Raw genomic sequence first — 22,258 nt, 5'->3', positions numbered from 1 at the left:
GCTCGCGCGTCAGCGCGAGAACGGCCCGGACAGGGCCGCCCACTGCAGGAGCATGATCGTCTTCGCGTCGACGATCTGCACGCCGATCTGGGTCAGCGCCTCGTCGAACGAGAGCTCGAGTACCTCGATGTCCTCGCCCTCGTCGGCGAGTCCCGCGAACGCTCCGCTGCGGGTGCCCGCGCGGTAGCGGCCGGCGTAGAAGTGCAGCTTCTCGGTGACCGAGCCAGGGCTCATGAACGCGTCGAACACGTGCTCGAGCCGGCCGACCTCGAGTCCGGTCTCCTCGGACGCCTCGCGGCGGGCGCCCTCCTCGGGCCCGTCCTCGTCCAGGAGACCGGCGGGCACTTCGAGGAGCATCCCGTCGAGGTCGCCGTTCACGTACGCGGGGTAGCGGAACTGCCGGATCAGGACGACGGTGCGCGCGTCGGCGTCGTAGAGCAGGACCGCCGCGCCGTTCCCCCGGTCGTACGTCTCGCGCTGCTCGCTCGTCCAGCTGCCGTCGCGGTGCCGGTAGTCGAAGCGGGTGGTGCGGAGGACGTACCAGTCGCTCGAGAGGAGGGTGACCTCCTTCACGACGACGTCGGGGTTCCCGACGAGGTCGAGCCCGTCCCTATCGAGTCCGGTGCGGCCCCGCCGGTCGGGGTCGTCGATTCCGGCGGTCACGCGCGTGCTCCCGTGTGCGTCATTCCTCAGCGGAAGTTGACGAACTGGAGGTCGAGCTCGAGGTCGGCTCCGCGCAGGAGCGCCATGGTCGCCTGGAGGTCGTCGCGGCTCTTCGAGGAGACGCGGAGCTCGTCGCCCTGGATCTGCGACTTGACCGACTTCGGCGCCTCGTCGCGGATGAGCTTGTTGATCTTCTTCGCGTGCTCCTGGTCGATGCCCTCCTTGAGGGTGGCCTCGATCCGGTACTCCTTGCCGGACGCGAAGGGCTCGCCCGCGTCGAGGCTCTTGAGGCTGATGCCGCGCTTGATCAGCTTCGACTGGAAGACGTCGAGGATGGCGTTCGCCCGCTCCTCGGTGTTGGCCTTGATCAGGATCTTCTCGCCGCTCCAGGCGATAGAGGCGCCGACGTTCTTGAAGTCGTAGCGCTGCTCGACCTCCTTGTGGGCCTGGTTCAGGGCGTTGTCCGCCTCCATCTTGTCGATCTTGCTGACGACGTCGAACGTTGAATCTGCCATGGCTCCGAGTTTAGCTTTCAGGCGTGGCGGAGCCCGGCCCCAGGCGCGGCTGGTACCTCTGAGGGGTGCGCCGCCTCCCCGTTCTCGTCCTCGTCCCGCTCGCCGGCCTCCTCCTGGCCGGCTGCGGCCAGCGGCCGCCCGCGCTGACGGTCGAGGAGGGCCTGTCCACCGTCCCTCCCGCGGCGACCGCTCCCGTCGCGGCCGACCCCGTCGTGCTGGAGGATCCCGAGCAGGCCGCGGCGACGCCGGTGCGACTGCTCGCCGACGAGGCGTGGCTGGGCACGGCGTCCGAGGGGAGCGGCATCCCGCTGCGTGCGCTCACCGCCTACGCGGGCACGGCCCTCCTCACGGCGTCGGTCGACCCCGACTGCCGGTTGGACTGGGCGACCCTGGCCGGCATCGGCTACGTCGAGAGCAGGCACGGCACGATCGACGGCGGCGAGCTGGGCGAGGACGGGCGGCCGACGGAGCCGATCTACGGTCCGCGCCTGGACGGAGCGCGCTTCGACCGGGTCCCCGACAACGACGGCGGGGCTCTGGACGGCGACGCCGAGGTCGACCGGGCGATGGGTCCGCTGCAGATCATCCCGGCGACGTGGATGGCGTGGGCGTCGAGCGGATGGGATCCGCAGAACGTGGACCAGCAGGCGGTGACCGCCGCCCGGTACCTCTGCGACGCCGGCGGCGACCTCTCGACGGAGTCGGGATGGCGGGCGGCGATCGCGGCCTACAACCCGGCCGGGAGCTACGCGGGGAAGGTCGCGGAGGCGGCGTCCCGCTACGCGGCGGAGGCGGACTGAGGCCGCGCGGCACCGATTTCCGATCCGCCGGTCGCGTGGGTATCCTTGCTGAGCGCCTCCGGTTGTGAACACGCGGTCGGGTGCGCCACGGCGAGTTACCCTAGCGGCCAAAGGGATCTGACTGTAAATCAGACGGCGTAGCCTTCGGGGGTTCGAATCCCTCACTCGCCACCGAGCAGGAACATCCAGCAGACGCCCCGGCATCACGAGATGCGCGGGGCGTTCCGCATGTCGGGGGATCGCCGTTCCGGCGGAGTGCCTTTCCGGGGGAGCACCGGTCCGGCCCGCGCCGTCGCCTCAGCCCCGCGCCTCCTGCTCCAGGAACCCCGCGAGGGAGAGCGGCGGCCGTCCGGTCAGCCGCTCGACGTCGCCCGAGACGTGCTCCAGCTGTCCGGCGGCGATCGCGGAGTAGGTGCTGACCCAGGCGTCCAGCTGCCAGCCCGGTGCGTTCCAGCGGCGGCGTGACGCGTACGCCTCCCCGAGGGTCTCGTCGACGTACACGGCGGGGCGGCCCGCCGCCGTCAGGGTCGCCGCGACCTCGTCGAGGGTGAGGGCCTCGGGCCCGGTCAGCTCGTAGGCGGCTCCGCGGTGCTCGGAGGGGGAGCGGAGGACAGCCGCGGCCGAGCGGGCCACATCCTCGCGCGCGACGACGGCGGCCCGGCCCGTTCCCGCGGGTCCGCGGATCGCGCCGTCCTCGCCGAGCATCGCGGGCAGGAAGTCGAGGTAGAGGTTGTCGCGGAGGAACGTCCAGCCCATGCCCGAGCGGCGGATCGCGTCCTCGGTGGCCGCGTGGTCTCGGGCGAGGGTGAAGACCGCGTCGGGTGCGGCTCCGGCGAAGGAGGTGTAGACGACGTGCTCGATACCCGCGGCGGCGGCTGCACCGACGAACGCGAGGTGCTCGGCGCGGCGCTCTTCGTTCTCGGAGGCGGAGACCATCAGGAGGAGGCGCACGCCCTCGAGCGAGTCGCCCGCGTCGGCGAAGGAGGAGCGCACCACCTCGGCCCCGGGGAGCTCGGGCGCGCGGGACGGGTCGCGGACCAGCAGGCGGAGGGCGTGACCGGCGTCGGCGAGCTCGCGCGCGACGCGACCGCCCACGGCTCCGGTGGCTCCCGTGAGGGCGATAGGGGTGCTCATCCCCCCATGATGGGCCCGATCCCTAGGCTGGGGCCATGAGCGACAACGCCCCCCTCCTCGCCATCGCCCGCTCGATCGCCGTCGAGGCGGCGCACCTCGCCCGCCAGCGGCGGCAGGACGGTGTCGAGATCGCCGCGTCGAAGTCGTCCCCGGAGGACGTGGTGACGGCCGCGGACCGGGAGGTCGAGGAGCTGATCCGCCGGCGCCTGGCCGAGGCGCGTCCGGACGACGGCTTCCTCGGCGAGGAGTCGGGGTCGGGGGGCGGCACGAGCGGGCTGACCTGGGTCGTCGATCCGATCGACGGGACCGTCAACTACCTCTACGGCATCCCCTCCTACGCGGTCAGCATCGCTGTGGTGGAGGGGGAGCCGGATCCCGCGACCTGGACCGCGCTCGCCGGCGCGGTCGTGAACGGAGCGACGGGCGAGGTGACCACGGCCAGCCGAGGCGGGGGAGCCGAGCGGGACGGAGTCGCGCTGCAGGTCTCGGCTCCCTCCTCCCTCTCGCTCGCGCTGGTCGGCACCGGCTTCGGCTACGACGCGGGCCGCCGGATGCGCCAGGGCGCCGTGGTGCAGGAGCTCCTGGGCTCGGTCCGCGACATCCGCCGCATCGGCTCGGCGGCGCTCGACCTGTGCTCGGTGGCCACCGGGCAGCTGAACGCGTACTACGAGCGGGGCCTGAACCCGTGGGACCTCGCTGCGGGCGCCCTCATCGCCGAGGAGGCGGGCGCGCGGGTCGCGGGACTCGACGGCGCGCCCTTCGGCTCCGGCCTGCTCATCGCGGCACCGGATCCTCTCTTCGCCGAGCTGGAGGATCTGCTGCGCCGCCTGCGCGCGGACGAGGTGTAACCGCTCTCCCAGGCCGGGCCGACAGGGATTCCGTGCGCCGAGAGGCGGATCGGCGCAGGATCCCGCCGGGGCTCGCCGCGGGTCGTGCCCCGATCGCGCCTGTGCGCGGCGGCCTCTGGCCGGATCCCGCCGGCCGTGGTTATCCTTTATGAATTCGTGATGTTCGCACAGGCTGCGCTCACGGAACCGAGCGGTGCCTCTCCCTGGAGGCCCGCTCGTCCCCTGCCCCCGACGGAAGACATCGATTTCGTGAGCCCCGATTCGCCCGCCCCCGCTGCCCCTGCATCGACCCCCGGCGAATCGACTCCACCCCTCTCCCGTCGCGAGCTCCGCGAGCGCGAGCGCGCTCTGGCCCTCGCCTCCGACGTCTCGCTCGCGAGCGGCTCCGACGACCTCCTCGCGGCTCCCACGGCGGAGCAGCTGCGCGAAGCGGAGCGCCGCGTCGCCTCGGTCCGCAGCGCCCCGGCCCCCGTCCCCGCTCCGCGCGCGACGCCGCTCCGGCCCGTGCGCCGGGCCCGGGTCGGCGGACTCGTCGCCCTCTCCTTCGTCGCGGCCATCGTGGCGGCGACCTCTCTGCCGGCCACATCGCTCCTGACCGCGGAGGACGTGCAGGCGCAGAGCCTCTCGACCCCCTTCGGCGCCGACGCCCGCCGCGGCGCGCAGTCGTTCGTCGCCGGCGAGGTCAGCGCCGAGACGGTCGCCCGCGACGGCTTCGGCGTGCAGGAGCGCAAGACGCAGACCAACGTCGCCGACATCGTCCGCACCTCCGACACAGGCTTCACGAACGACCCGAACGCGTCGATCCAGTGGCCCTTCGCCGTCGGCGTGCCGGTGGGCGACCGCTTCGGCTACCGCAACTGCGCGGGCTGCTCGGTGAACCACGGCGGCACCGACTTCAACCCGGGCGACGGCTCGCCCATCCAAGCGATCGCCGACGGCGTCGTGCGCACGGTCATCGACGGCGAGGGCTCGCTCGGCGTGCACGTGATCGTCGACCACGAGATCGACGGGCAGCTCGTCTCGAGCGTGTACGCGCACATGCAGCACGGCTCGGCGGCCGTGAACGAGGGCGACCCGGTGAAGGTCGGCCAGCTGCTCGGCCTGGTGGGCACGACCGGCATGTCGACCGGCCCGCACCTGCACTTCGAGATCCGCCTCGACGGCGTGACGAAGGTCGACTCCTACCTCTGGCTCAAGGCCAACGCCGGGCGCTGACCCGGCGGCGGGACGCGGGAGTCGCCGGGCGGACCCCGCGGCCCGCTACTCCGCGCGCAGCCAGACCGTGGTGTCGGCCGGCAGCGCCGGCTCGTGCAGCTCCTCCGAGGACAGCACCACGGAGCCGACGGGCAGCTCGACCGGAGCCTCGCCGAGGTTCGCGATCACCGTGACCGTTCCGTTGCGGAACGCCACGACGTCCTCCGGGTAGCCCTCGAGCCACTCGACGGCGCCGGAGCCCAGGTCCTCGGCGCGGCGCACCGCGAGCAGGGACCGGTACAGCTCGAGCGTCGAGCCCTCGAGACCGCGCTGGCGGTCGCGGGCGAGCGGCGCCCAGTCGCCGGGCTGCGGCAGCCAGGAGTCGCCGGAGCCGCTGAAGCCGTACGCGGGCGCGTCCGCCTCCCACGGGATCGGCACCCGGCAGCCGTCGCGGCCGTAGCGCTCGCCGCCGGTGCGGAACCAGGTCGGGTCCTGACGCGCCGAGTCCGGCAGGTCGATCGCCTCGGGGAGCCCGAGCTCCTCGCCCTGGTAGACGTAGGCGGAGCCGGGGAGCGCGAGCATGAGGGCGGTCGCGGCACGAGCGCGGCGCAGCCCCAGGACGGGGTCGGGGAGTCCGGGCGTGCGCGGGCCGATGCCGTAGCCCTGCGGGTTGTCGGACGTCAGGGCCAGGCGGCTCGCGTGGCGCACGACGTCGTGGTTCGACAGCACCCACGTCGACGGGGCGCCGACGGCGGCGAAGGCCTCGACGGAGGAGTCGATGATGTCGCGGAGGGCGGGTGCGCTCCACGGGGTCTCGAGGTAGGCGAAGTTGAAGGCCTGGTGCATCTCGTCGGGGCGGACCCAGCGGGCGAGCTTGGAGAGGGGCTGCACCCACGCCTCGGCGCAGAGCACGCGGTCGTCCGGGTACTCGGCGAGCAGGGAGTGCCAGTCGCGGTAGATCTCGTGGACGCCGTCCTGCGCCCAGTAGGGGGCGGTGGCGGGCTCCTCGCCGTCGGCGGGAGCGACTCCGCCCATCGACCCGCTGTCGGCGGGCGGCGTGTAGTCGGGCAGCCCCTCGGCCTTGATCATCCCGTGCGCGACGTCGACGCGGAAGCCGTCGACGCCGCGGTCGAGCCAGAAGCGGAGGACCTCCCGGAAGCGCTCGCGCACCCACTCGTTCGTCCAGTCGAAGTCGGGCTGCGAGGTGTCGAAGAGGTGCAGGTACCACTGGCCGGCCGAGCCGTCGGGCTCCATGACGCGGGTCCACGCGGGGCCGCCGAAGACCGACTCCCAGTTGTTCGGGGGCAGCTCGCCCGACTCGCCCCGGCCGTCACGGAACAGGTAGCGCGCCCGCTCGGCGCTGCCCGCGGGAGCGGCGAGCGCCTCCTGGAACCAGCGGTGGGCGCTGGAGGAGTGGTTGGGGACGAGGTCGACGATGATCCGGATGCCCAGGGCGTGAGCGCGGGCGAGCATCGCGTCGAAGTCGGCGAGGGTGCCGAAGAGCGGATCGACGTCGCAGTAGTCGGCGACGTCGTAGCCCGCGTCCTTCTGCGGCGAGGTCATGAAGGGCGAGAGCCAGATCGCGTCGACGCCGAGCTCGGCGAGGCTCTCGAGGCGCGAGGCGATGCCGGGCAGGTCGCCGATGCCGTCGCCGTCCGCGTCCGCGAAGGAGCGCGGGTAGATCTGGTAGATGACGGCGGTGCGCCACCACTCGGCTGCCCGGCGGTGCTCGGCCTCGGAGTCGGGGCCGGGGGAGTTCTCGGGCGCGCCGGAGAGAGCGGAGTCCAGGGTCATGGGGTCGAGTTTATCGGGCGGCTCAGGGGCGCCGGGGGCACACCCTCCGCCGTCCCGTACAGTCGACGGGTGATCGATGAGACGCCGGACGAGGCCCGAGCCCGACGCCGACGGGCGCTGCTGTGGGTGGTGCCGCTGCTGGTGCTGCTGGTCGGCGGCCTGGTCGCCGTCACCCTCGCGATCGGCGGATTCGCGCTGCGCAGCATGACCGGGGCCTCCGCCGTGCAGCTCGTCCTCGTCGCCTAGGCGGTCGCGGCCGGGCCGTCCTCGTCCTCGGGCGGGGGCGCGGAGGAGGTGCGCGCCCGCTCCTCGGACGCGTGCGCGGTCTCGGGCCCGGTCGCGCGGGCCTGCTCGTCGGCGCGGGTGACCGCCTCCGCGAGCTCGTCGGCGACGAGGTACCCGGGAGAGACGGCCTCGGCCCGGTAGGCCGCCCGGCCGACCATGTGCGCCGAGACGGGCACGGTCAGCAGCTGGAAGCCGATCACCAGCACGATGGTCCCCGCGGCGGCGAAGCCGGGGTTCCGGATGGCGACCGCGAGCATCACGCAGATCAGTCCGAGCACCTGCGGCTTCGTGCCCGCGTGCATCCGGGAGAGCAGGTCGTCGAACCGCATCAAGCCGATCGCGGCCAGCAGCGAGAGCAGGGCGCCGACCAGCAGCAGCACAGCGGTGAGCACGTCGAAGAACAGGTCCATGTCAGTCCTCCTCGCGGTTGGCCATGAACTTGGCGACGCTGATCGATCCGAAGACGGCGAACAGCGCGAGCCCGAGCGCGACGGGCAGGGTCCGCGCGTGGTGGTTGACCGCCATCTCGGCGCCGATCCCGCAGATGATCGTCGCGACGAGCACGTCGGCCGCGACGACCCGGTCGAGCACGGACGGACCGCGGAGGATCCGCACGAGCGCGAGCAGGCAGGCGGCGCCGAAGACCGGCACCAGGATCCAGATCAGCCAGTCGATCACCGGACCACCCCCGATCCGGCCTCGATCGGCCGATTCACGCGCTGCACGTCCTCGCGGGAGCCGATGGCCCGGACGATGCGCGCTTCCGTCCGGAGGACCGTCCGGCGCACCTCGTCGATCCGCTCGCCCTCGTCGTGGGTCACGCCGAGCACGTGCAGGTAGAGGACGTTCAGCTGCGGGTCCACGTCGATCACGAGGGAGCCCGGGACGAGCGAGACGGCCTCCGTCGTCCAGACGAGCATCCCCTCGGAGCGGCTGCGCAGGTGCACGGCGACGATGGCGTTGTGCACCGGGACCGGCAGGGTCAGGATCTGCCAGGACACCCGCACCGAGGCCACCGCGATGTCGGCCAGCAGGCGCAGGAGGAAGAGGAGCACGAACCACGGGTTGATGCGGTTCGAGAACTCGACCGGCGGCAGGTAGAACACCCGGGTGATCAGCAGGGCGACCAGGAAGCCGGTGACGATCGACAGCACCGAGACGTCGTCCCAGAGCAGCACCCAGATGCCGACGAGGGTCACGAACATCGCGACGCGGTTCCAGATGTCGACGCGGCGGCGGGGGCTCATCGCGGCCCCTCCTCTCCGAAGGACGAGTCGCGGTAGACGGTCGCGATGTAGGTCGCGGGGTCGGCGACCGCGCTCGCCGCTCGCTCGCTCGCGTCGTAGAGGGGACCGGCGCCGACGGTCAGCACGACGCCGACCACGACCATCCCCGCGGTGGCGAGCACCATCATCGGCGGCGAGTGGCGGGTGCGGATGCTGCCCGTGTCGTGGGGGTCCTCCTGCAGCTGGTCGATCAGGGGCGACTCGTAGCCGGGCACCTCCTCCTGCCTGCGCCAGAAGACCATGTTCCAGACGCGCGCGACGGCGTAGAGGGTCAGGAGCGAGGTGACGGCTCCGGCGGCGATGACGGCCCAGATCAGCCACGACGGCTGGTCGACGGCCGCCTCCGTGCCGGCGACGAAGAGCCCCACCTTGCCGAGGAAGCCGGTGAACGGCGGGATCCCGCCGAGGTTCATCGCGGGGATGAAGTAGAGCAGCGCCAGCAGCGGCGAGGCCTTGAGCAGCCCGCCGAGGCGCAGGATCGAGGTGGTACCGCCGACGCGCTCGATCAGGCCGGTCGCGAGGAAGAGCGTCGTCTGCACCGTGATGTGGTGGATGACGTAGAAGATCGTCGCCGCGTAGCCGGCCGGGGTGCCCACGGCGATCCCGAAGACCATGTAGCCGATGTGCGAGACCAGCGTGAAGGACAGCATCCGCTTGATGTCGGCCTGCGCGACCGCACCGAGGATGCCGACGATCAGCGTCAGCAGCGCCACCACCAGCAGCACTTCGCTCAGCCTCCCGCCGGGGAAGAGCAGGGTCTCGGTGCGGATCAGCGCGTACACGCCGACCTTGGTGAGGAGTCCGGCGAAGACGGCGGTGACCGGCGCCGGAGCCGTGGGGTACGAGTCCGGGAGCCAGAACGACAGGGGGAACACGGCCGCCTTGATGCCGAAACCGAGCAGCAGCACCACGTGGAGCACCAGCTGCACGTCGGCGGGGAGCTCGGCGATGCGGATCGAGAGCTGCGCCATGTTGACCGTGCCGGTGGCGCCGTAGAGCAGGCCGATGGCCGAGAGGAAGAACACGCTCGAGACCAGGCTGACGACCACGTAGGTCGTGCCGGCGCGGATCCGCGGCGCGGTGCCGCCCAGGGTGATCAGCACGTAGCTCGCGGCCAGCAGGATCTCGAAGCCGACGTAGAGGTTGAAGAGGTCGCCCGCGACGAAGGCGTTGAGGATGCCCGCCGAGAGGATCAGGTAGGTCGGGTGGAAGATCGTGACCGGCGTCTCGCGGTTGCCGTCGACGAGGCCCTGGCCGACCGAGAACAGCAGGACGCCCAGCAGGGTGATCGAGGTGATCACGAGCATCAGCGCGGCGAGCGGATCGACGACCAGCACGATGCCCCACGGCGGCTCCCAGCCGCCCACGTAGACGGCGCTGCCGCCTCCGTCGCCGGTGAGGACCAGCACGAGCATCACCGAGGAGATCACCAGAACGCTCGAGAGCGTCACGATGTTCACGGTGATCTGCGCGCGCCGGTGGCGTCCGAGGATCAGCGCGACGGCCGCTCCCAGGAGGGGCAGGGTGACGACGAGCGGGATCAGGGCGTTCATCGGTCCTCCTTCCTGTCGTCGGTCATGGCGCTCTCCCCGTGCTTGGCGGCGGTGCCCTCGTCGCTGGACTCGAGCAGGACGTCGAGCGCCCGGTCGTCGGCGGTGGTCTGGGCCGAGATGCCCGCCGCGTCCTCGCGGACGGAGGCGTCGGTCTCGTCGTCCTCCACCTGGTCGGCGTTGGCGAGGCGCCAGCGCCGGTAGATCATCGCGAGGAGGAAGGCGGACACCCCGAAGGTGATCACGATCGCGGTGAGGATCAGCGCCTGCGGCAGCGGGTCGGCCATCTCGGCGGCGATCTGCTCGTAGGAGCGCCCGTCGTCGGTGACGAACGGCGCGATGCCCGAGCGGCCGGCCATCAGCAGGATGAGGATGTTGGTCGCGTTCCCGACGAGCAGGAACCCGATCAGGATGCGGGTGAGGCTGCGCTCGAGCATCTGGTAGACGCCCGCCGCGTACATCACCGCCATCACGACGACGAGGACGAGGGTGATGCTCATGCGCCGTCCCCCCTGCCCGGTCCGCCGACGACCGTGGAGCCGGTGGGGAGCGAGGTCTCGAGCCCGTCGACCGTGCCCTGGCCGGGGCCGGGGGTGCTGTCCGTCGAGTGCGTGACGCCGTCGCCCGAGGGGGAGCCCTGCTCGGCCTCCTCGCCGTGGCGGTCGACCTCGCCGCCGAGGCTGCGGAGGATGTCGAGGGCGAGGCCGATCACGATCAGGTACACCCCGATGTCGAAGAGGGTGGACGTGCCCAGGTGGAGCTCGCCCAGCACCGGCACCTCGAGGTCGAGCCAGCTCGACTCGAGGACCTCGAGGCCGAAGGCGAGGGAGGAGACGGCGGTGCCGACGGCGAAGAAGAGGCCGAGTCCGAGGACCTTGCCCGCGTCGATCGGCGCGGCCTCGCCGAGCTCGAAGCGGCCGCCGGCGAGGTAGCGCGCGACGAGGGCGAGACCGGCGAGCAGGCCGCCCGCGAAGCCTCCGCCCGGGGTGTTGTGTCCGGTGAAGAGCAGGTAGACCGACACGATCATCGCGGGGTGGAAGAGCAGGCGCACCAGCACCTCGAGCACGATCGAGCGGTTCTCCGGCCGGAGCGTGCGCCCGGCGACGAGCCAGGAGCCGCGGTCGCCGTCGCGCTCGGCGTCGGCGGAGGAGGTGGTCAGGTCCATCGCGCGCTCGCGGCGGTCGTCGGCGCTCTGCGACTCGAGGCGGGGAGCGCCTCCGGCCCGGCTGGAGAGGAAGATCAGGCTCGCGACGCCGGTGGCGACCACGACGAGGACCGAGATCTCGCCCATCGTGTCCCAGGCGCGGATGTCGACGAGCAGGACGTTGACGATGTTGCGGCCCTTGCCCTCCTCGTAGGCGAGGCGGGGCAGCTCGGCCGAGATCGGCGTCGCGGTCCGGGCGCCGAGGGCGATGGTGGCGGCGAGGGCCATGACCGCTCCGACCGCGATGCCGATGACGGCGCGCAGGCGCTTGCGCATCGGCTGGTGCTTCGCGGCGATGCGGGTCGGGAGGCGGCGCAGCACCAGGACGAAGACCACGAGGGTCACCGTCTCGATGAGCGCCTGGGTGAGGGCGAGGTCCGGTGCACCCTGCAGGGCGAAGAGGGCCACCATCCCGTAGCCGGTGGCGCCGGCCAGCAGCACGGCGGCGACGCGGTTGCGGGCGATCGCGCACAGCACCGCCGCGAGGATCATCACGGCCGCGACCGCGAGCTGGCCCGGGCTGTCCCAGAAGACGAGATCGCCCGGCCAGGTGCGGTTGAGGGCGGCCGCACCGCCGACGCCGAGGACGAAGACCGCGAAGATCACCGTCAGGTAGCGGGGGAGCGAGCCGCGCTGGACGGACTCAGTGACCGTGCTGGCGACGCGGTCGAGCCAGCGGACGGTGGCCCAGTAGCCCTCGGCCGAGTCGATCCGGTTGGGCAGCATCGACTGCGCGCGCGCGACGGCGACGCGCTTGGCGAAGAGCAGTAGTCCGACGGCGATCACGAGGGCGCTGAGTGCCAGCGCGGGCTCGAAGCCGTGCCAGAGCGCGAGGTGGTAGCCGCCGTGGTCGGAGGCCTCCGCGGCGGCGGCGAGCTCCGGGTCGGCGTCCGGGGCGGCGTAGGGGAGGGTGTCCGCGTAGACGGCGACGAGCGGGTCGAGCACGGAGGCGGCGATCCCGCCGATCACGCTGGCGGCGGCCAGCAGCACCGGGGCGGCGGTGAAGGTCCACGGCTCGGCGTGCAGGTGCGTGTCCTCGAGCCCCTTCTTCCGGGCGAAGGCGCCCCAGAAGAAGCGCGCGGAGTAGGCCACGGTGAGGATCGAGCCGAGGACGAGGCCGACCAGCGCGACCCAGGCCCAGAACGAGCCCTGCTCGATCGCCGAGATCAGGCTCGTGAACACGGCCTCCTTGGCGACGAAGCCCAGCAGCGGCGGGATGCCCGCCATCGACAGCACGCCGACGAGGGCGGCGCTCGCGAGCACCGGCGCCTGCCGTCCCAGGCCGCTGAGCTTGCGGAGGTCGCGCGTGCCGGCGCGGTGGTCGACGATGCCGACGGTGAGGAAGAGCAGCGCCTTGAAGAGAGCGTGGGCGACGAGCAGGGTCAGTCCGGCCAGCGCGGCGTCGCGCGAGCCGAAGCCGACGGCGACGGTCAGGAAGCCGAGCTGGCTGACGGTGCCGTAGGCCAGCACGAGCTTGAGGTCGTACTGCCGGAGCGAGCGCCAGCCGCCGACGAGCATGGTCCAGACTCCGACGCTCACCACCACGGGCAGCCAGACGGAGTCGTCGGCGAAGCCCGGCGCGAGGCGCGCGACGAGGTAGATGCCGGCCTTCACCATCGCGGCGGCGTGCAGGTAGGCGCTGACCGGCGTGGGAGCGGCCATCGCGGCCGGCAGCCAGAAGTGGAACGGCACCAGGGCCGACTTCGAGAACGCGCCGAGCAGCACCAGCACCAGGGCCGTCGACACGATCGGGCCGGAGGGGGCGGCGGCGACGATCCCGGAGAGGCTGGTGGTACCGGCCTGCACGATCAGGACGATGATCCCGACCAGCATTGCCAGCCCGCCGAGAGTCGTGACCAGGAGCGCCTGGAGCCCGGCACCCCGGCTCTCCTTGCGCCCGCTGTAGTGGCCGATGAGGAGGTAGGAGAGGACGCTCGTCGCCTCCCAGAAGACGAAGAGGATGATCACGTCGTCGGCCGTGACCAGCCCGTACATCACTCCGGCGAACGCGGACAGGAGCGCTGCGAACCGGCCCAGCGAGGGCTCGTCGCGGCTGAAGTACGTCGCGCAGTAGGCGAGGACCAGGGCGCCGACTCCGCTGACCACGAGGGCGAGGACGATCGAGAGCGCGTCCAGGCGGAAGGAGAGGGCGATGTCGAGCGCGGGGATCCACGGCACGGACTCGCGGATCTCGCCGCCGTCGAGGATCGTCGGCAGGGCGGTCGCGGTGGCGACGAAGCTCGCGGCCGGGATCAGCGCCAGCGCGTAGAACGTCTTCGGCCCGAACCGGTCCACCAGCCAGGGGGTCACCACGGCGATCGCGAACGAGATCACGAGGATGAGGAGCATCACATGTTCCTCCCAAGGTGTACCCAGCGCATAAGTCGGTCAAGAATATCGGAGCGCCCTCCCGCGGAACCTGAGTGCGCGAAGGCTTGACGGCCCCGTCGTGATCCGCCAGGGCCCTACCGTGGGGAGCATGGCCCGCTCGCTCCTCCCCGACCAGCTCTGCCGACTCCGCGTCCACGACCTCGCGACGGGGGAGTCGACGACCGTCTTCGAGTCCGACTCCGTCCTCGTGGAGGCGCCGAACTGGACTCCGGACGGCTCCGCCCTGATCGTGAACGGCGACGGCGGCCTCTTCCGGCTGCCGCTCGAGGGGGCGGCCGTGCTCGAGCCGATCCCGCTCGACGGGGTGCCGGCCGAGCTCAACAACGACCACGTGCTCGCCCCGTCCGGCGGGCTCTCCTACGTCTCGGCGCGCGACGGGCACCTCTACGCCGTCGAGCTCGACGGCTCCGCCCCCGCCCGCCGTCTGACCGCCGAGCGCGAGGGCGCGCGCTTCAAGCACTACCTGCACGGCGTCTCGCCCGACGGCGCGACCCTCGCGCTGATCGGCGGCGGCGACGCCTCCGGGCGGTGGCGGACCGACGTCTACACGATGCCGGCCGCAGGAGGCGCGCTCACCGCCCTGACCGACGACGAGCCGGCGGACGACGGCGTCGACGTCTCGGCCGACGGCCGCACCCTCGTCTTCAACTCCGAGCGGGCCGGAGGAGGGGCGCAGCTGTTCCGCATCGGCCTCGACGGCTCCGCGCTCTCCCGCCTGGTCGAGTCGGACACGGTCGACTGGTTCCCGCACGAGTCGCCCGACGGCGCGCACCTGCTCTACCTCGCCTATCCGGAGGGGACGGCCGGGCACCCCGAGAACGTCGACGTCGAGCTGCGGCTGCTCGACCTCCCCGGGCGCTCGACGCTCGAGCCCGGCCGCGTGCTGGAGCGCCTCCACGGCGGGCAGGGGACGATCAACGTCTCCGGCTGGGCGCCGGACTCGACGCGCTTCGCCTACGCCGACTACCCGCGGCGCTGAGAGCCTGAGTCCTTGCCGCGCATGCGCGGGAGGGGGATCGATCACGGCGGGGAGCGGGTCTTGAATCGGGGTATGAGCATCGACAGCGCAGCATCCTCCTCCGTCACCCGCTCGCCGCTCGGCGACTCCGGCATCGACGTCTTCCCGCTCTCGCTCGGCGGCAACGTCTTCGGCTGGACCGCGGGCCGGCAGACCTCCTTCGACGTCCTCGACGGCTACACGGCCGCGGGCGGCGACTTCATCGACACCGCCGACGCCTACTCCGCCTGGGTCCCGGGCAACACGGGCGGCGAGTCCGAGACGATCATCGGCGAGTGGCTCGCGCAGCGCTCGGGGGACCGGGACGACGTGGTGATCGCGACGAAGGCGGGCCGCCACCCGCAGTTCACCGGCCTCGCGCCCGACACCGTGCGCGCGGCCGCCCGCGCCTCCCTCGAGCGCCTCGCGACCGACCGGATCGACCTCTACTACGCCCACTTCGACGACGAGGCCGTGCCGATGGCCGACATCGCCGCCGTGTTCTCCGAGCTCGTGGACCAGGGCCTCGTCCGCGCGATCGGAGTGTCGAACTTCAGCGCCGAGCGCGTCGCGGAGTGGCTGCGCATCGCGGGCGAGGAGGGCCTGCACTCGCCCGTCGCGCTGCAGCCGCACTACAACCTCGTGGAGCGCGGGATCGAGGCCGACCTGCTGCCCCTCGCCCGCGAGGCGGGGCTGGCCGTCGTCCCCTACTCCGCCCTGGCGTCAGGATTCCTGACCGGCAAGTACCGCGACGGATCGACGCCCGAGGGTCCGCGCGCCGACGGCGCCTCCCGCTACCTCGACGGCCGCGGCCGCCGGGTGCTGGCGGCGCTCGACGCGGCGGCGGAGGCGCACGGCGCCGAGGTGGCGACGGTGGCGCTCGCGTGGCTCCGCTCGCAGCCCGGAGTGGTCGCGCCGATCGCCAGCGCCCGCGTGATGGAGCAGCTGCCGGCGCTGATCGCCTCGGCCTTCCTCGAGCTGAGCGCCGAGGAGCTCGCCGCGCTCGACGAGGCGAGCCGGGCGTAGCCGCAGACGGGCGGCCGCGGGGGCGCGTCCCCCGCGGTCATCGACGCTCCGCGGAGGTGCTATCGTCTAACGGTGCCAAATCGCGGGCACGCCCCGAGAGGGGCTGGCAGACCCGCAGGTGCGCCCCCTTAGCTCATTGGTAGAGCACTTCCTTGGTAAGGAAGAGGTAGTGGGTCCGATTCCCACAGGGGGCTCCGTTCCCCGCAGGCCAGACCTGCGAAGAACGCGCGGCGGGGTAGCTCAGGTGGTTAGAGCACACGGCTCATAATCGTGGTGTCGCGGGTTCAAGTCCCGCTCCCGCTACAGCGAGAAGGCCCCGGTTCGCGCGTCGAACCGGGGCCTTCTCCGTTCCCGGGCGAGGTCCTGCCCGCGGGAGAGGTCTCAGACCGCGCAGCCCGCGAAGAGCACGTCGTCCGAGGAGACCAGGTCCTCCAGGGTCAGCAGGCGGTCGAGGTCGTGGCCGGCGGCCAGGGCGTTGGCGCGCTCCGGTGCGGTCTGGGGGGCGAGGCGCCCCTCCATCACCCCGCCGAGGGCGCGGACGGCGCAGGCGGCGACCACTCCCTCCGGGGTGCCGCCGATGCCGAGGACGAGGTCGACGCGGCCCGCGGGATCGGCCGCCTCGATCGCGACCGACACGTCGCCCTCGCCGCGCAGCTCGAGCGCGACCCCGGCCGCGCGCAGAGCCGCGATGAGCCCGGAGTGACGCGGCTTGTCGAGCACGACGACGACCAGCTCCGCGACGGGCTTCCCAAGCGCCGCCGCCAGCCGTGCGGCGTTCTCGGCGGGAGGGAGGTCGAGCGAGACGGCGCCCCGGCCCGCTCCGGAGCAGACCAGCTTGTCCATGTAGAAGACGTCACGCGGGTCGAACAGCGTGCCTCGCGGGGCCAGCGCGATCACGCTCACCGAGCCGGGGAGCCCCTCCGCCGTGAGCCGGGTCCCGTCGAGCGGATCGACCGCCACGTCGCAGGAGGGAGCGGAGGCGCGGCCGAGGCGCTCGCCGTTCGCGAGCATCGGGGCCTCGTCCTTCTCGCCCTCGCCTATCACGACGACGCCGTCGAACGGAGCGTCGGCCAGCACGGCGCGCATCGCCGCGACCGACGCCTCGTCCGCCGCGACCTTGTCGCCGCGCCCGTACCAGCCGCGCGCCGCCTCGGCCGCCGCGCGCACGGCTGCGGCCACCGCCTCCTGCAGCTCGGCCGGGTAGGCGGGCGACGCGATCAGCCGCAGGCCGCTCATGCGCGCGCGGGCTGAGCGGTCGCGGTGCGGACCAGCCGCTCCAGGGTGCGCAGGCCGTCGGAGGAGAGCACCGACTCCAGGTGCCCCTGCACCGACGCGACGTGCTCGCCGCGCAGGGCGTTGACCACTCCCGTCTCCGGGTCGACCGACACCTCGAGCCCCAGCCGGGGCGTGCGCGCGACGCCGGGGGCGACGGAGGAGAAGGTGTTGTAGAAGCCGATCGCGGCGTCCTCGCCGAACACGTCCACCGCCAGGCGCACGCCCTGGCGGGGCGCGGGCAGCGGCTCGACCGGGAGGCCCGCCAGCAGTGAGAGCATCTGGTGGCTGAGGCAGACGGCGAGCATCGGCCGCTCCGCCTCGAGGCGGGTGGTCATCAGCGAGCGCAGGTGCGCGATCCGCGGGTCGGAGTCGTCGCGGGGGTCGCCCGGGCCGGGGCCGAAGACGACGAGGTCGTCGCTCAGCACGTCGGCGACCTCCGACCAGCGCTCGACCCGGGCGTCCATCCCGAGGTGGCGCAGCTGGTGGGCGAGCATCGTCGTGAACTGGTCCTCGTTGTCGACGATCAGCGCGGTGTGCCCGGCGAGGCCGGCGATGTGCTCGGGCGCCTGGGGCCGGAGCCAGAACGAGGCGAGCCGCTCGTTGCGCGCCTCGAGCGCCTCCTGCACGCCCGGCTGCGCGTTCAGGTCGAGGGCCGGCGGCACCTCGCGGTGCGGCAGCAGGCCGAGGGCGGAGAGGACGCCCGACGCCTTCGCCCGCGTCTCGGCGACCTCGCCCTCGGGGGTGGAGTGGCGCACGAGCGTCGCGCCGGCCGGCACGGTGAGGCGGCCGTCCGCGCGGAGGTAGGCGGTGCGGATGAGGATGGGGGCGTCGACCGTGTAGCCGTGCTCCTCCGGCTCGAAGAGGGCGAGCACGCCGGAGTAGTAGCCGCGCGGCTCCTTCTCGTACTCGGCGATCACGGCGCACGCGTTCTCCATCGGCGAGCCGGTGACCGTGGGCGCGAACATCGTCAGCCGCAGGACCTCGCGCACGTCGAGTCCGGTGCGGCCCTCGAGCAGGTATTCGGTGTGGCTGAGCCGCGACATCTGCTTGAGGAACGGCCCGAGGATGCGGCCGCCGTCCGGGCAGACCGCGCTCATCATCTTCATCTCCTCGTCCACGACCATGAAGAGCTCCTCGCTCTCCTTGACGTCGGCGAGGAACGCGAGCACCTCCTCCCCGGTGGGTCCGGCCGCGGGGTGGCGGAAGGTGCCGCTGATCGGGTTCATCATCGCGACGCCGTCGCGCACCGAGACGTGGCGCTCGGGGGTCGCGCCGACGGCGGTGACCGTCTGCGCGCCGTCGACGCCGGGGGTGTGGATCGCGAAGGTCCAGTACGCGCCGGACTCGTCGGTGAGCAGGCGGCGGAACCAGGCCAGGACCGCCTCGACGGGCGGCGCGTCGGTCTGCGCGACGAAGGCGCGGTTGATGACGAAGTTGGCGCCCTCGCCGCGGCCGATCTCGTCCTCGATCACCCGGCGGACGATGTCGGCGTACTCGTCGTCCGGCACGTCGAAGCCGCGCTCCTCGACCGGGATCTCCCGCTCGGGCAGGAGCCGCAGCACCTCCGCCAGGGGGACGCACTCGCGCTCGCGCACCACGAGGTTGCGCAGCGGGGCTCCGTCGTCCTTCGCCGCGAAGCCGCGCTCGCGCACCTGCCGGTAGGGCACGAGGGTCAGCACGTCGTCGCCGTCGAGCGGGATGTCGGCCAGGCCCTCGACGTCGAGCACGTCGCCCGTGAACACGTCGACGGCGTCGCGGCCCTGGCGGAGGACCACCGCGAACGGCAGCGTCCCGTCGGAGGCGAGGATGCGGGAGAGGAGCGAGGTCATCGTGGTCCTTGTATCGGGTCGTGCCCCACCCGGGCCCTGACATGCAGAACGACCGCCCGGAGGAGGCGGTCGCGTGCGAGGGGTCTGCGCGTCGGTCCGCCTAGGAGGCGGGCCACCAGGGGCTTCGGATCGACGTGCGCACGCGGCGAGTCTAGGGGAGAGCCGGGCGGCGGCCAAGCGGTGTCAGGCGGCCGGCCGCTCGGTCGGCTCGCCCCGCAGGGTCCGGAGCAGGAGGGTCGCGCCGGCCGTGGCGGCGGGGGTGGCGACGACCGCGCCCCCGGGGACGAGGAACGCCAGGTAGACGGCGATGCCGAAGCCGAGCGAGACCGCGCGGTGCTCGCCGAGGAGGCGGCGGCGGTCGCGGAGGGAGAGCCCCCGGGCGTCGCCCGCGAACCCGGTCAGCTCGAGCGCGAGGGCCCTCCCGCCGACCAGGGCGCCGGCGACGAGGCCGACGATCGAGCCGACCACCGGCACCAGGCCCAGCAGCACCAGGACCACGCCGATCCCGAGGGAGGTGACGACCAGCACGGCGGAGTCGCGGAGGCCGCGGCCGACCCCCTGCCAGAAGGTGCTCTCGCGCTCGTCGGGCACGCCGCCGAGGTCGTCCTCGACCCGCCGCCAGATCCGCTCGTAAAAGGGGTCGCCGACCAGCAGGGTCACCGCGGCGAAGAGGACCACGCCGAGGGCGAGCACGGCGCCGACCACCGCGATCGAGAGCACCAGGCGGACGGTGGCGGCCGTGCCCTCGTCCCAGCCGCCGGCGAACGGGGTGAGCGCGGTCACCGCGTCCTGCACCCGCGTGAGCACCAGGACCAGCACGCCGACGAAGACCAGGCCGACGATCAGGGGCGGGATCGCGCCGAGGAGCATCGCCCGCGGCGAGCGGACCCAGGTGCGGAAGCCGCGGAGGAAGAGCCGGGCACCGAGGCCGAGATCGCGGAGGACGCTCATCCCCCGATCCTCGCAGGTGGGTCCGGCCCGGCGGTCCGGTAGAACACCCGACCGTGCGGGGTGCGGAGCCTCAGACCCGCTCGAACGGAGCGAGCAGCCCCGCCATCGCCTTCGTCCGCGGCGCGGCGTACTCGTCGCGCCGCGAGGTGCTGACGCCCATCGCGACGAGCCCCTCCACCAGGCGCACCGCCGAGGCGACGCCGTCGATCACGGGCACGCCCAGCTCCCGTGAGAGGTCGCGGCACAGGTCGGCCATGCCCGCGCAGCCCAGCACGATCGAGTCGGACCCGTCGACGGCCAGCGCTTCGGCGCACTCCGCCAGGATCGCGCGGCGGGCGTCGGAGCGGGGGTCGTCGAGTTCGAGCACGGGGATGTCGCAGGCGCGCACCTGACGGCAGGCGTCGCCGAACCCGGCGCGGCGGGCGATGTCCCAGGCGCGGCCGCTGGTGCGCGAGAGCGTGGTGACCACGCTGAAGCCCCGGCCGACGAGCGCGGCCATGTGCATGGCGGCCTCGGCGATCCCCACGACCGGGCCGCTCGCGATCTCGCGCGCGGCGTCGACGCCCGGGTCGCCGAAGCACGCGATGACCGCGCCGTCGCTGCCGGCCGCCTCCGCCCGGGCGATCTCGTGCAGGACGCCGGGCACGGCGAGCGCCTCGTCGTAGTGGCTCTCGATCGATGCCGGACCCATCGGCGGGGTGACGGCCGTGATCTCGGTGCCGAGCGAGGCGACGGAGCGGGCGGCCCGGCCGATCGCCGCGGTCATCGCAGTGCTGGTGTTCGGGTTGACGACGGTGATGCGCATGGTGGTTCCTCGGTTCGGGTGCCGGGAGGGGGAGGGACCCGCCCGGCCGCCGGTCCGCGGGATGCGGAGCGGCCGGAGCGGATCCCTCCTCCGTGCCGGCCGGTTCAGACGGTCGAGCCGTCGCTGACGTGCTCGAGGTCCTCGTCGAGGCGCCCGATCCGCGGCGCGCGCCGCTCGAGCACGGCCATCGCGACGAACCCGAGCCCGCAGCCGAGGAACCAGCTGTAGTCGCCGAGCCAGGTGAACTCCGCGCCTCCCGCCTCCGCGATCCAGCGCGGCACGAGCACCGAGGCGACGGAGGGGACTCCGCCGATCACGGTCGCCCAGACGGCGTTGGGGTTGAAGCCGCGCGAGAACCAGTAGCGGCCCTTCTCGCTCATCGTGTAGAGGTCGTCCACCCAGACGCGCTGGCGGCTGATCAGGTAGTAGCCCGCGATGAGGACGCCGAACAGCGGTCCGATCAGCGCGCCGAGGATGCCGAGCGTGTAGTGGATGGCGGTGTCGTTCGAGTACCAGTTCCACGGGGTGAGCAGCACCGAGCCGACGGCGGCGATCATGCCGCCCATCCGCCAGCTGATCTTCTTCGGGTTGACGTTCGAGAAGTCGAACGCGGGGGAGATGAAGTTGGCGACGATGTTGATGCCGATCGTCGCGATGACGAAGGTGAGCCCGCCGAGGAGCACGGCGAACCAGGTGTCGATCCGCTCGACGGTCTCGATCGGGTCGGTGATCAGCTCGCCGAAGACCGGCACGGTCGCCGAGGCGGTGATCACGGTGAGGAGGGAGAAGAAGAGGAAGTTGATCGGGAGGCCGAGCAGGTTGCCGCGCTTCACGGCGCCGTAGCTGCGGGCGTACCGGGAGAAGTCGCCGAAGTTGAGCATCGGGCCCGAGAAGTAGGAGACGACCAGGGCGACGGCCGAGATCATCACCGGCACCGCGGCGGCGAGGTCGAGCGGCTCGCCGGAGCCGAGGGTGAGCGAGATGTTCTCCCAGCCCGCCTGCGACACCAGGTAGACGGCCAGCACGAGCATCACCACGTAGACCGCCGGTCCCGCCCAGTCGATGAAGCGGCGGATCGACTCCATGCCCCGCCAGAACAGCGCGGCCTGCGCGACCCAGAGGATCGCGTAGGAGAGGTAGCCCAGGGCCGAGAGGCCGAGGAACGACGCCTCGGGCGTGTTCAGGGCGGCCATGCCCGGGAAGAACTTGAGGAAGACGATGTTCAGCGACTGCGCCGCCAGGTAGGTCTGCACGCCGTACCAGGCGATCGCGATCAGTCCGCGGATGATCGCCGGGATGTTCGCGCCGCGGATGCCGAAGATCGCCCGGTTGATGACGGGGTAGGGCACGCCGGTGACCTGGCTGGGCTTGGCGACGAGGTTGCAGAAGACCTGCACGATCACGATGCCCACCACCAGGGCGACGAGCACCTGCCAGCCGGCCAGGCCCAGCGCGAAGAGCGAGCCCGCGGTCACGTACCCGCCGACGCTGTGCACGTCCGACATCCAGAACGCGAAGATGTTGTAGCTCGACCAGCGCTGCTTCCGGAGCGGGGCGAGGTCCTCGTTGGAGAGGCGGTCGTCGTAGCCGGCGCTCGCCGCGGCGGCGGGATCCGGATCGACGGGGGGAGCGGTGACTCGGGGTGCGGTGACGCGGTCGGACATGGGTGGATCCACCTCTCGGGCGGTCGTGCGCAGAGCGGCACGGAGCG

21 protein-coding genes and 3 tRNA genes are annotated in these 22,258 nt (G+C 72.6%); 9 read left to right on the top strand and 15 right to left on the bottom strand.

Annotated features, from left to right (window positions below; translation table 11 throughout):
- Positions 1-9: 9 nt before the first annotated feature.
- Positions 10-663: an NUDIX domain-containing protein gene (locus tag C5C74_RS02190; RefSeq protein WP_104233413.1), complete on the bottom strand. Its 654-nt coding sequence runs from the start codon at positions 661-663 to the stop codon at positions 10-12.
- Between the two features lie 26 nt (positions 664-689).
- On the bottom strand, positions 690-1,178 hold the full coding sequence (locus C5C74_RS02185) for a YajQ family cyclic di-GMP-binding protein (RefSeq protein ID WP_104223606.1): 489 nt from the start codon (positions 1,176-1,178) through the stop codon (positions 690-692).
- A 65-nt stretch (positions 1,179-1,243) separates the two neighbouring features.
- Between C5C74_RS02185 and C5C74_RS02180 the strand changes: the two genes are divergently transcribed.
- Positions 1,244-1,978, top strand: coding sequence for a hypothetical protein (locus tag C5C74_RS02180; RefSeq protein WP_104254843.1), 735 nt, complete (start codon positions 1,244-1,246; stop codon positions 1,976-1,978).
- An 89-nt stretch (positions 1,979-2,067) separates the two neighbouring features.
- Positions 2,068-2,149, top strand: a tRNA-Tyr gene (locus C5C74_RS02175).
- A 126-nt stretch (positions 2,150-2,275) separates the two neighbouring features.
- Here the strand turns inward: C5C74_RS02175 and C5C74_RS02170 are convergent.
- Entirely contained in the window at positions 2,276-3,112 is an 837-nt protein-coding gene (locus tag C5C74_RS02170) for an SDR family oxidoreductase (protein ID WP_104350906.1), read from the bottom strand.
- 35 nt (positions 3,113-3,147) lie between these two features.
- On the opposite strand from C5C74_RS02170, the gene C5C74_RS02165 reads away from it, so the two are divergent.
- Complete coding sequence (locus C5C74_RS02165; RefSeq protein WP_104223609.1) at positions 3,148-3,960, top strand: inositol monophosphatase family protein; 813 nt, start codon at positions 3,148-3,150, stop codon at positions 3,958-3,960.
- Positions 3,961-4,209: 249 nt separating this feature from the next.
- Entirely contained in the window at positions 4,210-5,175 is a 966-nt protein-coding gene (locus tag C5C74_RS02160) for a M23 family metallopeptidase (protein WP_146076953.1), read from the top strand.
- A gap of 45 nt (positions 5,176-5,220) precedes the next feature.
- Here the strand turns inward: C5C74_RS02160 and C5C74_RS02155 are convergent, their stop codons facing one another.
- Positions 5,221-6,948 (bottom strand): glycoside hydrolase family 13 protein, encoded by a 1,728-nt coding sequence (locus tag C5C74_RS02155; protein WP_104350905.1) that lies wholly within the window; start codon positions 6,946-6,948, stop codon positions 5,221-5,223.
- Between the two features lie 69 nt (positions 6,949-7,017).
- On the opposite strand from C5C74_RS02155, the gene C5C74_RS17240 reads away from it, so the two are divergent.
- Positions 7,018-7,194, top strand: a complete 177-nt coding sequence (locus C5C74_RS17240; RefSeq protein WP_159939698.1) for a hypothetical protein — start codon at positions 7,018-7,020, stop codon at positions 7,192-7,194.
- Here the strand turns inward: C5C74_RS17240 and mnhG are convergent.
- Genes mnhG through C5C74_RS02125 form a run of 6 tightly spaced genes read right to left on the bottom strand, consistent with a single transcriptional unit; the run spans position 7,191 to position 13,622 of the window.
- Entirely contained in the window at positions 7,191-7,643 is a 453-nt protein-coding gene (gene mnhG, locus C5C74_RS02150; RefSeq protein WP_244229587.1) for a monovalent cation/H(+) antiporter subunit G, read from the bottom strand. The genes C5C74_RS17240 and mnhG overlap by 4 nt on opposite strands.
- A 1-nt stretch (position 7,644) precedes the next feature.
- Positions 7,645-7,911, bottom strand: coding sequence for a monovalent cation/H+ antiporter complex subunit F (locus C5C74_RS02145; protein WP_308470711.1), 267 nt, complete (start codon positions 7,909-7,911; stop codon positions 7,645-7,647).
- Positions 7,908-8,480 (bottom strand): Na+/H+ antiporter subunit E, encoded by a 573-nt coding sequence (locus C5C74_RS02140; RefSeq protein WP_104234245.1) that lies wholly within the window; start codon positions 8,478-8,480, stop codon positions 7,908-7,910. Before C5C74_RS02140 ends, C5C74_RS02145 begins: the two co-directional genes overlap by 4 nt.
- Positions 8,477-10,072 carry a Na+/H+ antiporter subunit D gene (locus tag C5C74_RS02135; protein WP_104319315.1) on the bottom strand — a complete coding sequence of 532 codons (1,596 nt, stop codon included), beginning with the start codon at positions 10,070-10,072 and terminating at the stop codon, positions 8,477-8,479. Before C5C74_RS02135 ends, C5C74_RS02140 begins: the two co-directional genes overlap by 4 nt.
- The gene (locus tag C5C74_RS02130; protein ID WP_104223614.1) at positions 10,069-10,569 is read right to left on the bottom strand and encodes a Na(+)/H(+) antiporter subunit C; all 501 of its coding nucleotides are present in this window, start codon (positions 10,567-10,569) and stop codon (positions 10,069-10,071) included. The genes C5C74_RS02135 and C5C74_RS02130 overlap by 4 nt, the downstream gene beginning before the upstream one ends.
- Positions 10,566-13,622 (bottom strand): Na+/H+ antiporter subunit A, encoded by a 3,057-nt coding sequence (locus C5C74_RS02125; RefSeq protein WP_104335860.1) that lies wholly within the window; start codon positions 13,620-13,622, stop codon positions 10,566-10,568. Before C5C74_RS02125 ends, C5C74_RS02130 begins: the two co-directional genes overlap by 4 nt.
- 130 nt (positions 13,623-13,752) lie before the next feature.
- On the opposite strand from C5C74_RS02125, the gene C5C74_RS02120 reads away from it, so the two are divergent.
- The 4 genes from C5C74_RS02120 to C5C74_RS02105 all read left to right on the top strand — a co-directional run bounded on the left by C5C74_RS02120 (position 13,753) and on the right by C5C74_RS02105 (position 15,990).
- Positions 13,753-14,643 carry a PD40 domain-containing protein gene (locus C5C74_RS02120; protein WP_104350904.1) on the top strand — a complete coding sequence of 297 codons (891 nt, stop codon included), beginning with the start codon at positions 13,753-13,755 and terminating at the stop codon, positions 14,641-14,643.
- A gap of 72 nt (positions 14,644-14,715) precedes the next feature.
- Complete coding sequence (locus tag C5C74_RS02115; RefSeq protein WP_104350903.1) at positions 14,716-15,687, top strand: aldo/keto reductase; 972 nt, start codon at positions 14,716-14,718, stop codon at positions 15,685-15,687.
- Positions 15,688-15,809: 122 nt separating this feature from the next.
- Positions 15,810-15,881, top strand: a tRNA-Thr gene (locus C5C74_RS02110).
- A gap of 35 nt (positions 15,882-15,916) precedes the next feature.
- Positions 15,917-15,990, top strand: a tRNA-Met gene (locus C5C74_RS02105).
- Between the two features lie 78 nt (positions 15,991-16,068).
- Here C5C74_RS02105 and C5C74_RS02100 read toward each other — a convergent pair.
- The 5 genes from C5C74_RS02100 to C5C74_RS02080 form a co-directional block, all read right to left on the bottom strand.
- Positions 16,069-16,923: a fructose-bisphosphatase class II family protein gene (locus C5C74_RS02100; RefSeq protein ID WP_104227038.1), complete on the bottom strand. Its 855-nt coding sequence runs from the start codon at positions 16,921-16,923 to the stop codon at positions 16,069-16,071.
- A complete protein-coding gene (locus C5C74_RS02095) occupies positions 16,920-18,791 on the bottom strand; it encodes an anthranilate synthase family protein (protein WP_104350902.1) in 1,872 nt (623 codons plus the stop codon). Before C5C74_RS02095 ends, C5C74_RS02100 begins: the two co-directional genes overlap by 4 nt.
- Before the next feature lie 183 nt (positions 18,792-18,974).
- Positions 18,975-19,742, bottom strand: a complete 768-nt coding sequence (locus C5C74_RS02090) for an EI24 domain-containing protein (protein ID WP_104268593.1) — start codon at positions 19,740-19,742, stop codon at positions 18,975-18,977.
- A gap of 70 nt (positions 19,743-19,812) precedes the next feature.
- On the bottom strand, positions 19,813-20,547 hold the full coding sequence (locus C5C74_RS02085; RefSeq protein WP_104238288.1) for an aspartate/glutamate racemase family protein: 735 nt from the start codon (positions 20,545-20,547) through the stop codon (positions 19,813-19,815).
- A gap of 104 nt (positions 20,548-20,651) precedes the next feature.
- Positions 20,652-22,211 (bottom strand): NCS1 family nucleobase:cation symporter-1, encoded by a 1,560-nt coding sequence (locus C5C74_RS02080; RefSeq protein WP_104227042.1) that lies wholly within the window; start codon positions 22,209-22,211, stop codon positions 20,652-20,654.
- Positions 22,212-22,258: the final 47 nt, after the last annotated feature.

Origin of the sequence: Rathayibacter sp. AY1E8 (assembly GCF_002931415.1) — a bacterium.
Lineage (GTDB): Bacteria > Actinomycetota > Actinomycetes > Actinomycetales > Microbacteriaceae > Rathayibacter.
The sequence above is the reverse complement of the archived record's forward strand: the minus strand, read 5'-3'. Positions and strand labels throughout refer to the sequence as shown.

Coding starts and splice junctions, on each gene's coding strand:
- C5C74_RS02170 (WP_104350906.1), bottom strand. CDS start 3,112: ATGAGCACCCCTATCGCCCTCACGGGAGCCACCGGAGCCGTGGGCGGT.
- C5C74_RS02100 (WP_104227038.1), bottom strand. CDS start 16,923: ATGAGCGGCCTGCGGCTGATCGCGTCGCCCGCCTACCCGGCCGAGCTG.
- mnhG (WP_244229587.1), bottom strand. CDS start 7,643: ATGGACCTGTTCTTCGACGTGCTCACCGCTGTGCTGCTGCTGGTCGGC.
- C5C74_RS02140 (WP_104234245.1), bottom strand. CDS start 8,480: ATGAGCCCCCGCCGCCGCGTCGACATCTGGAACCGCGTCGCGATGTTC.
- C5C74_RS02120 (WP_104350904.1), top strand. CDS start 13,753: ATGGCCCGCTCGCTCCTCCCCGACCAGCTCTGCCGACTCCGCGTCCAC.
- C5C74_RS02165 (WP_104223609.1), top strand. CDS start 3,148: ATGAGCGACAACGCCCCCCTCCTCGCCATCGCCCGCTCGATCGCCGTC.
- C5C74_RS02095 (WP_104350902.1), bottom strand. CDS start 18,791: ATGACCTCGCTCCTCTCCCGCATCCTCGCCTCCGACGGGACGCTGCCG.
- C5C74_RS02090 (WP_104268593.1), bottom strand. CDS start 19,742: ATGAGCGTCCTCCGCGATCTCGGCCTCGGTGCCCGGCTCTTCCTCCGC.
- C5C74_RS02085 (WP_104238288.1), bottom strand. CDS start 20,547: ATGCGCATCACCGTCGTCAACCCGAACACCAGCACTGCGATGACCGCG.
- C5C74_RS02185 (WP_104223606.1), bottom strand. CDS start 1,178: ATGGCAGATTCAACGTTCGACGTCGTCAGCAAGATCGACAAGATGGAG.
- C5C74_RS02125 (WP_104335860.1), bottom strand. CDS start 13,622: ATGCTCCTCATCCTCGTGATCTCGTTCGCGATCGCCGTGGTGACCCCC.
- C5C74_RS02115 (WP_104350903.1), top strand. CDS start 14,716: ATGAGCATCGACAGCGCAGCATCCTCCTCCGTCACCCGCTCGCCGCTC.
- C5C74_RS02080 (WP_104227042.1), bottom strand. CDS start 22,211: ATGTCCGACCGCGTCACCGCACCCCGAGTCACCGCTCCCCCCGTCGAT.
- C5C74_RS02135 (WP_104319315.1), bottom strand. CDS start 10,072: ATGAACGCCCTGATCCCGCTCGTCGTCACCCTGCCCCTCCTGGGAGCG.
- C5C74_RS02155 (WP_104350905.1), bottom strand. CDS start 6,948: ATGACCCTGGACTCCGCTCTCTCCGGCGCGCCCGAGAACTCCCCCGGC.
- C5C74_RS02130 (WP_104223614.1), bottom strand. CDS start 10,569: ATGAGCATCACCCTCGTCCTCGTCGTCGTGATGGCGGTGATGTACGCG.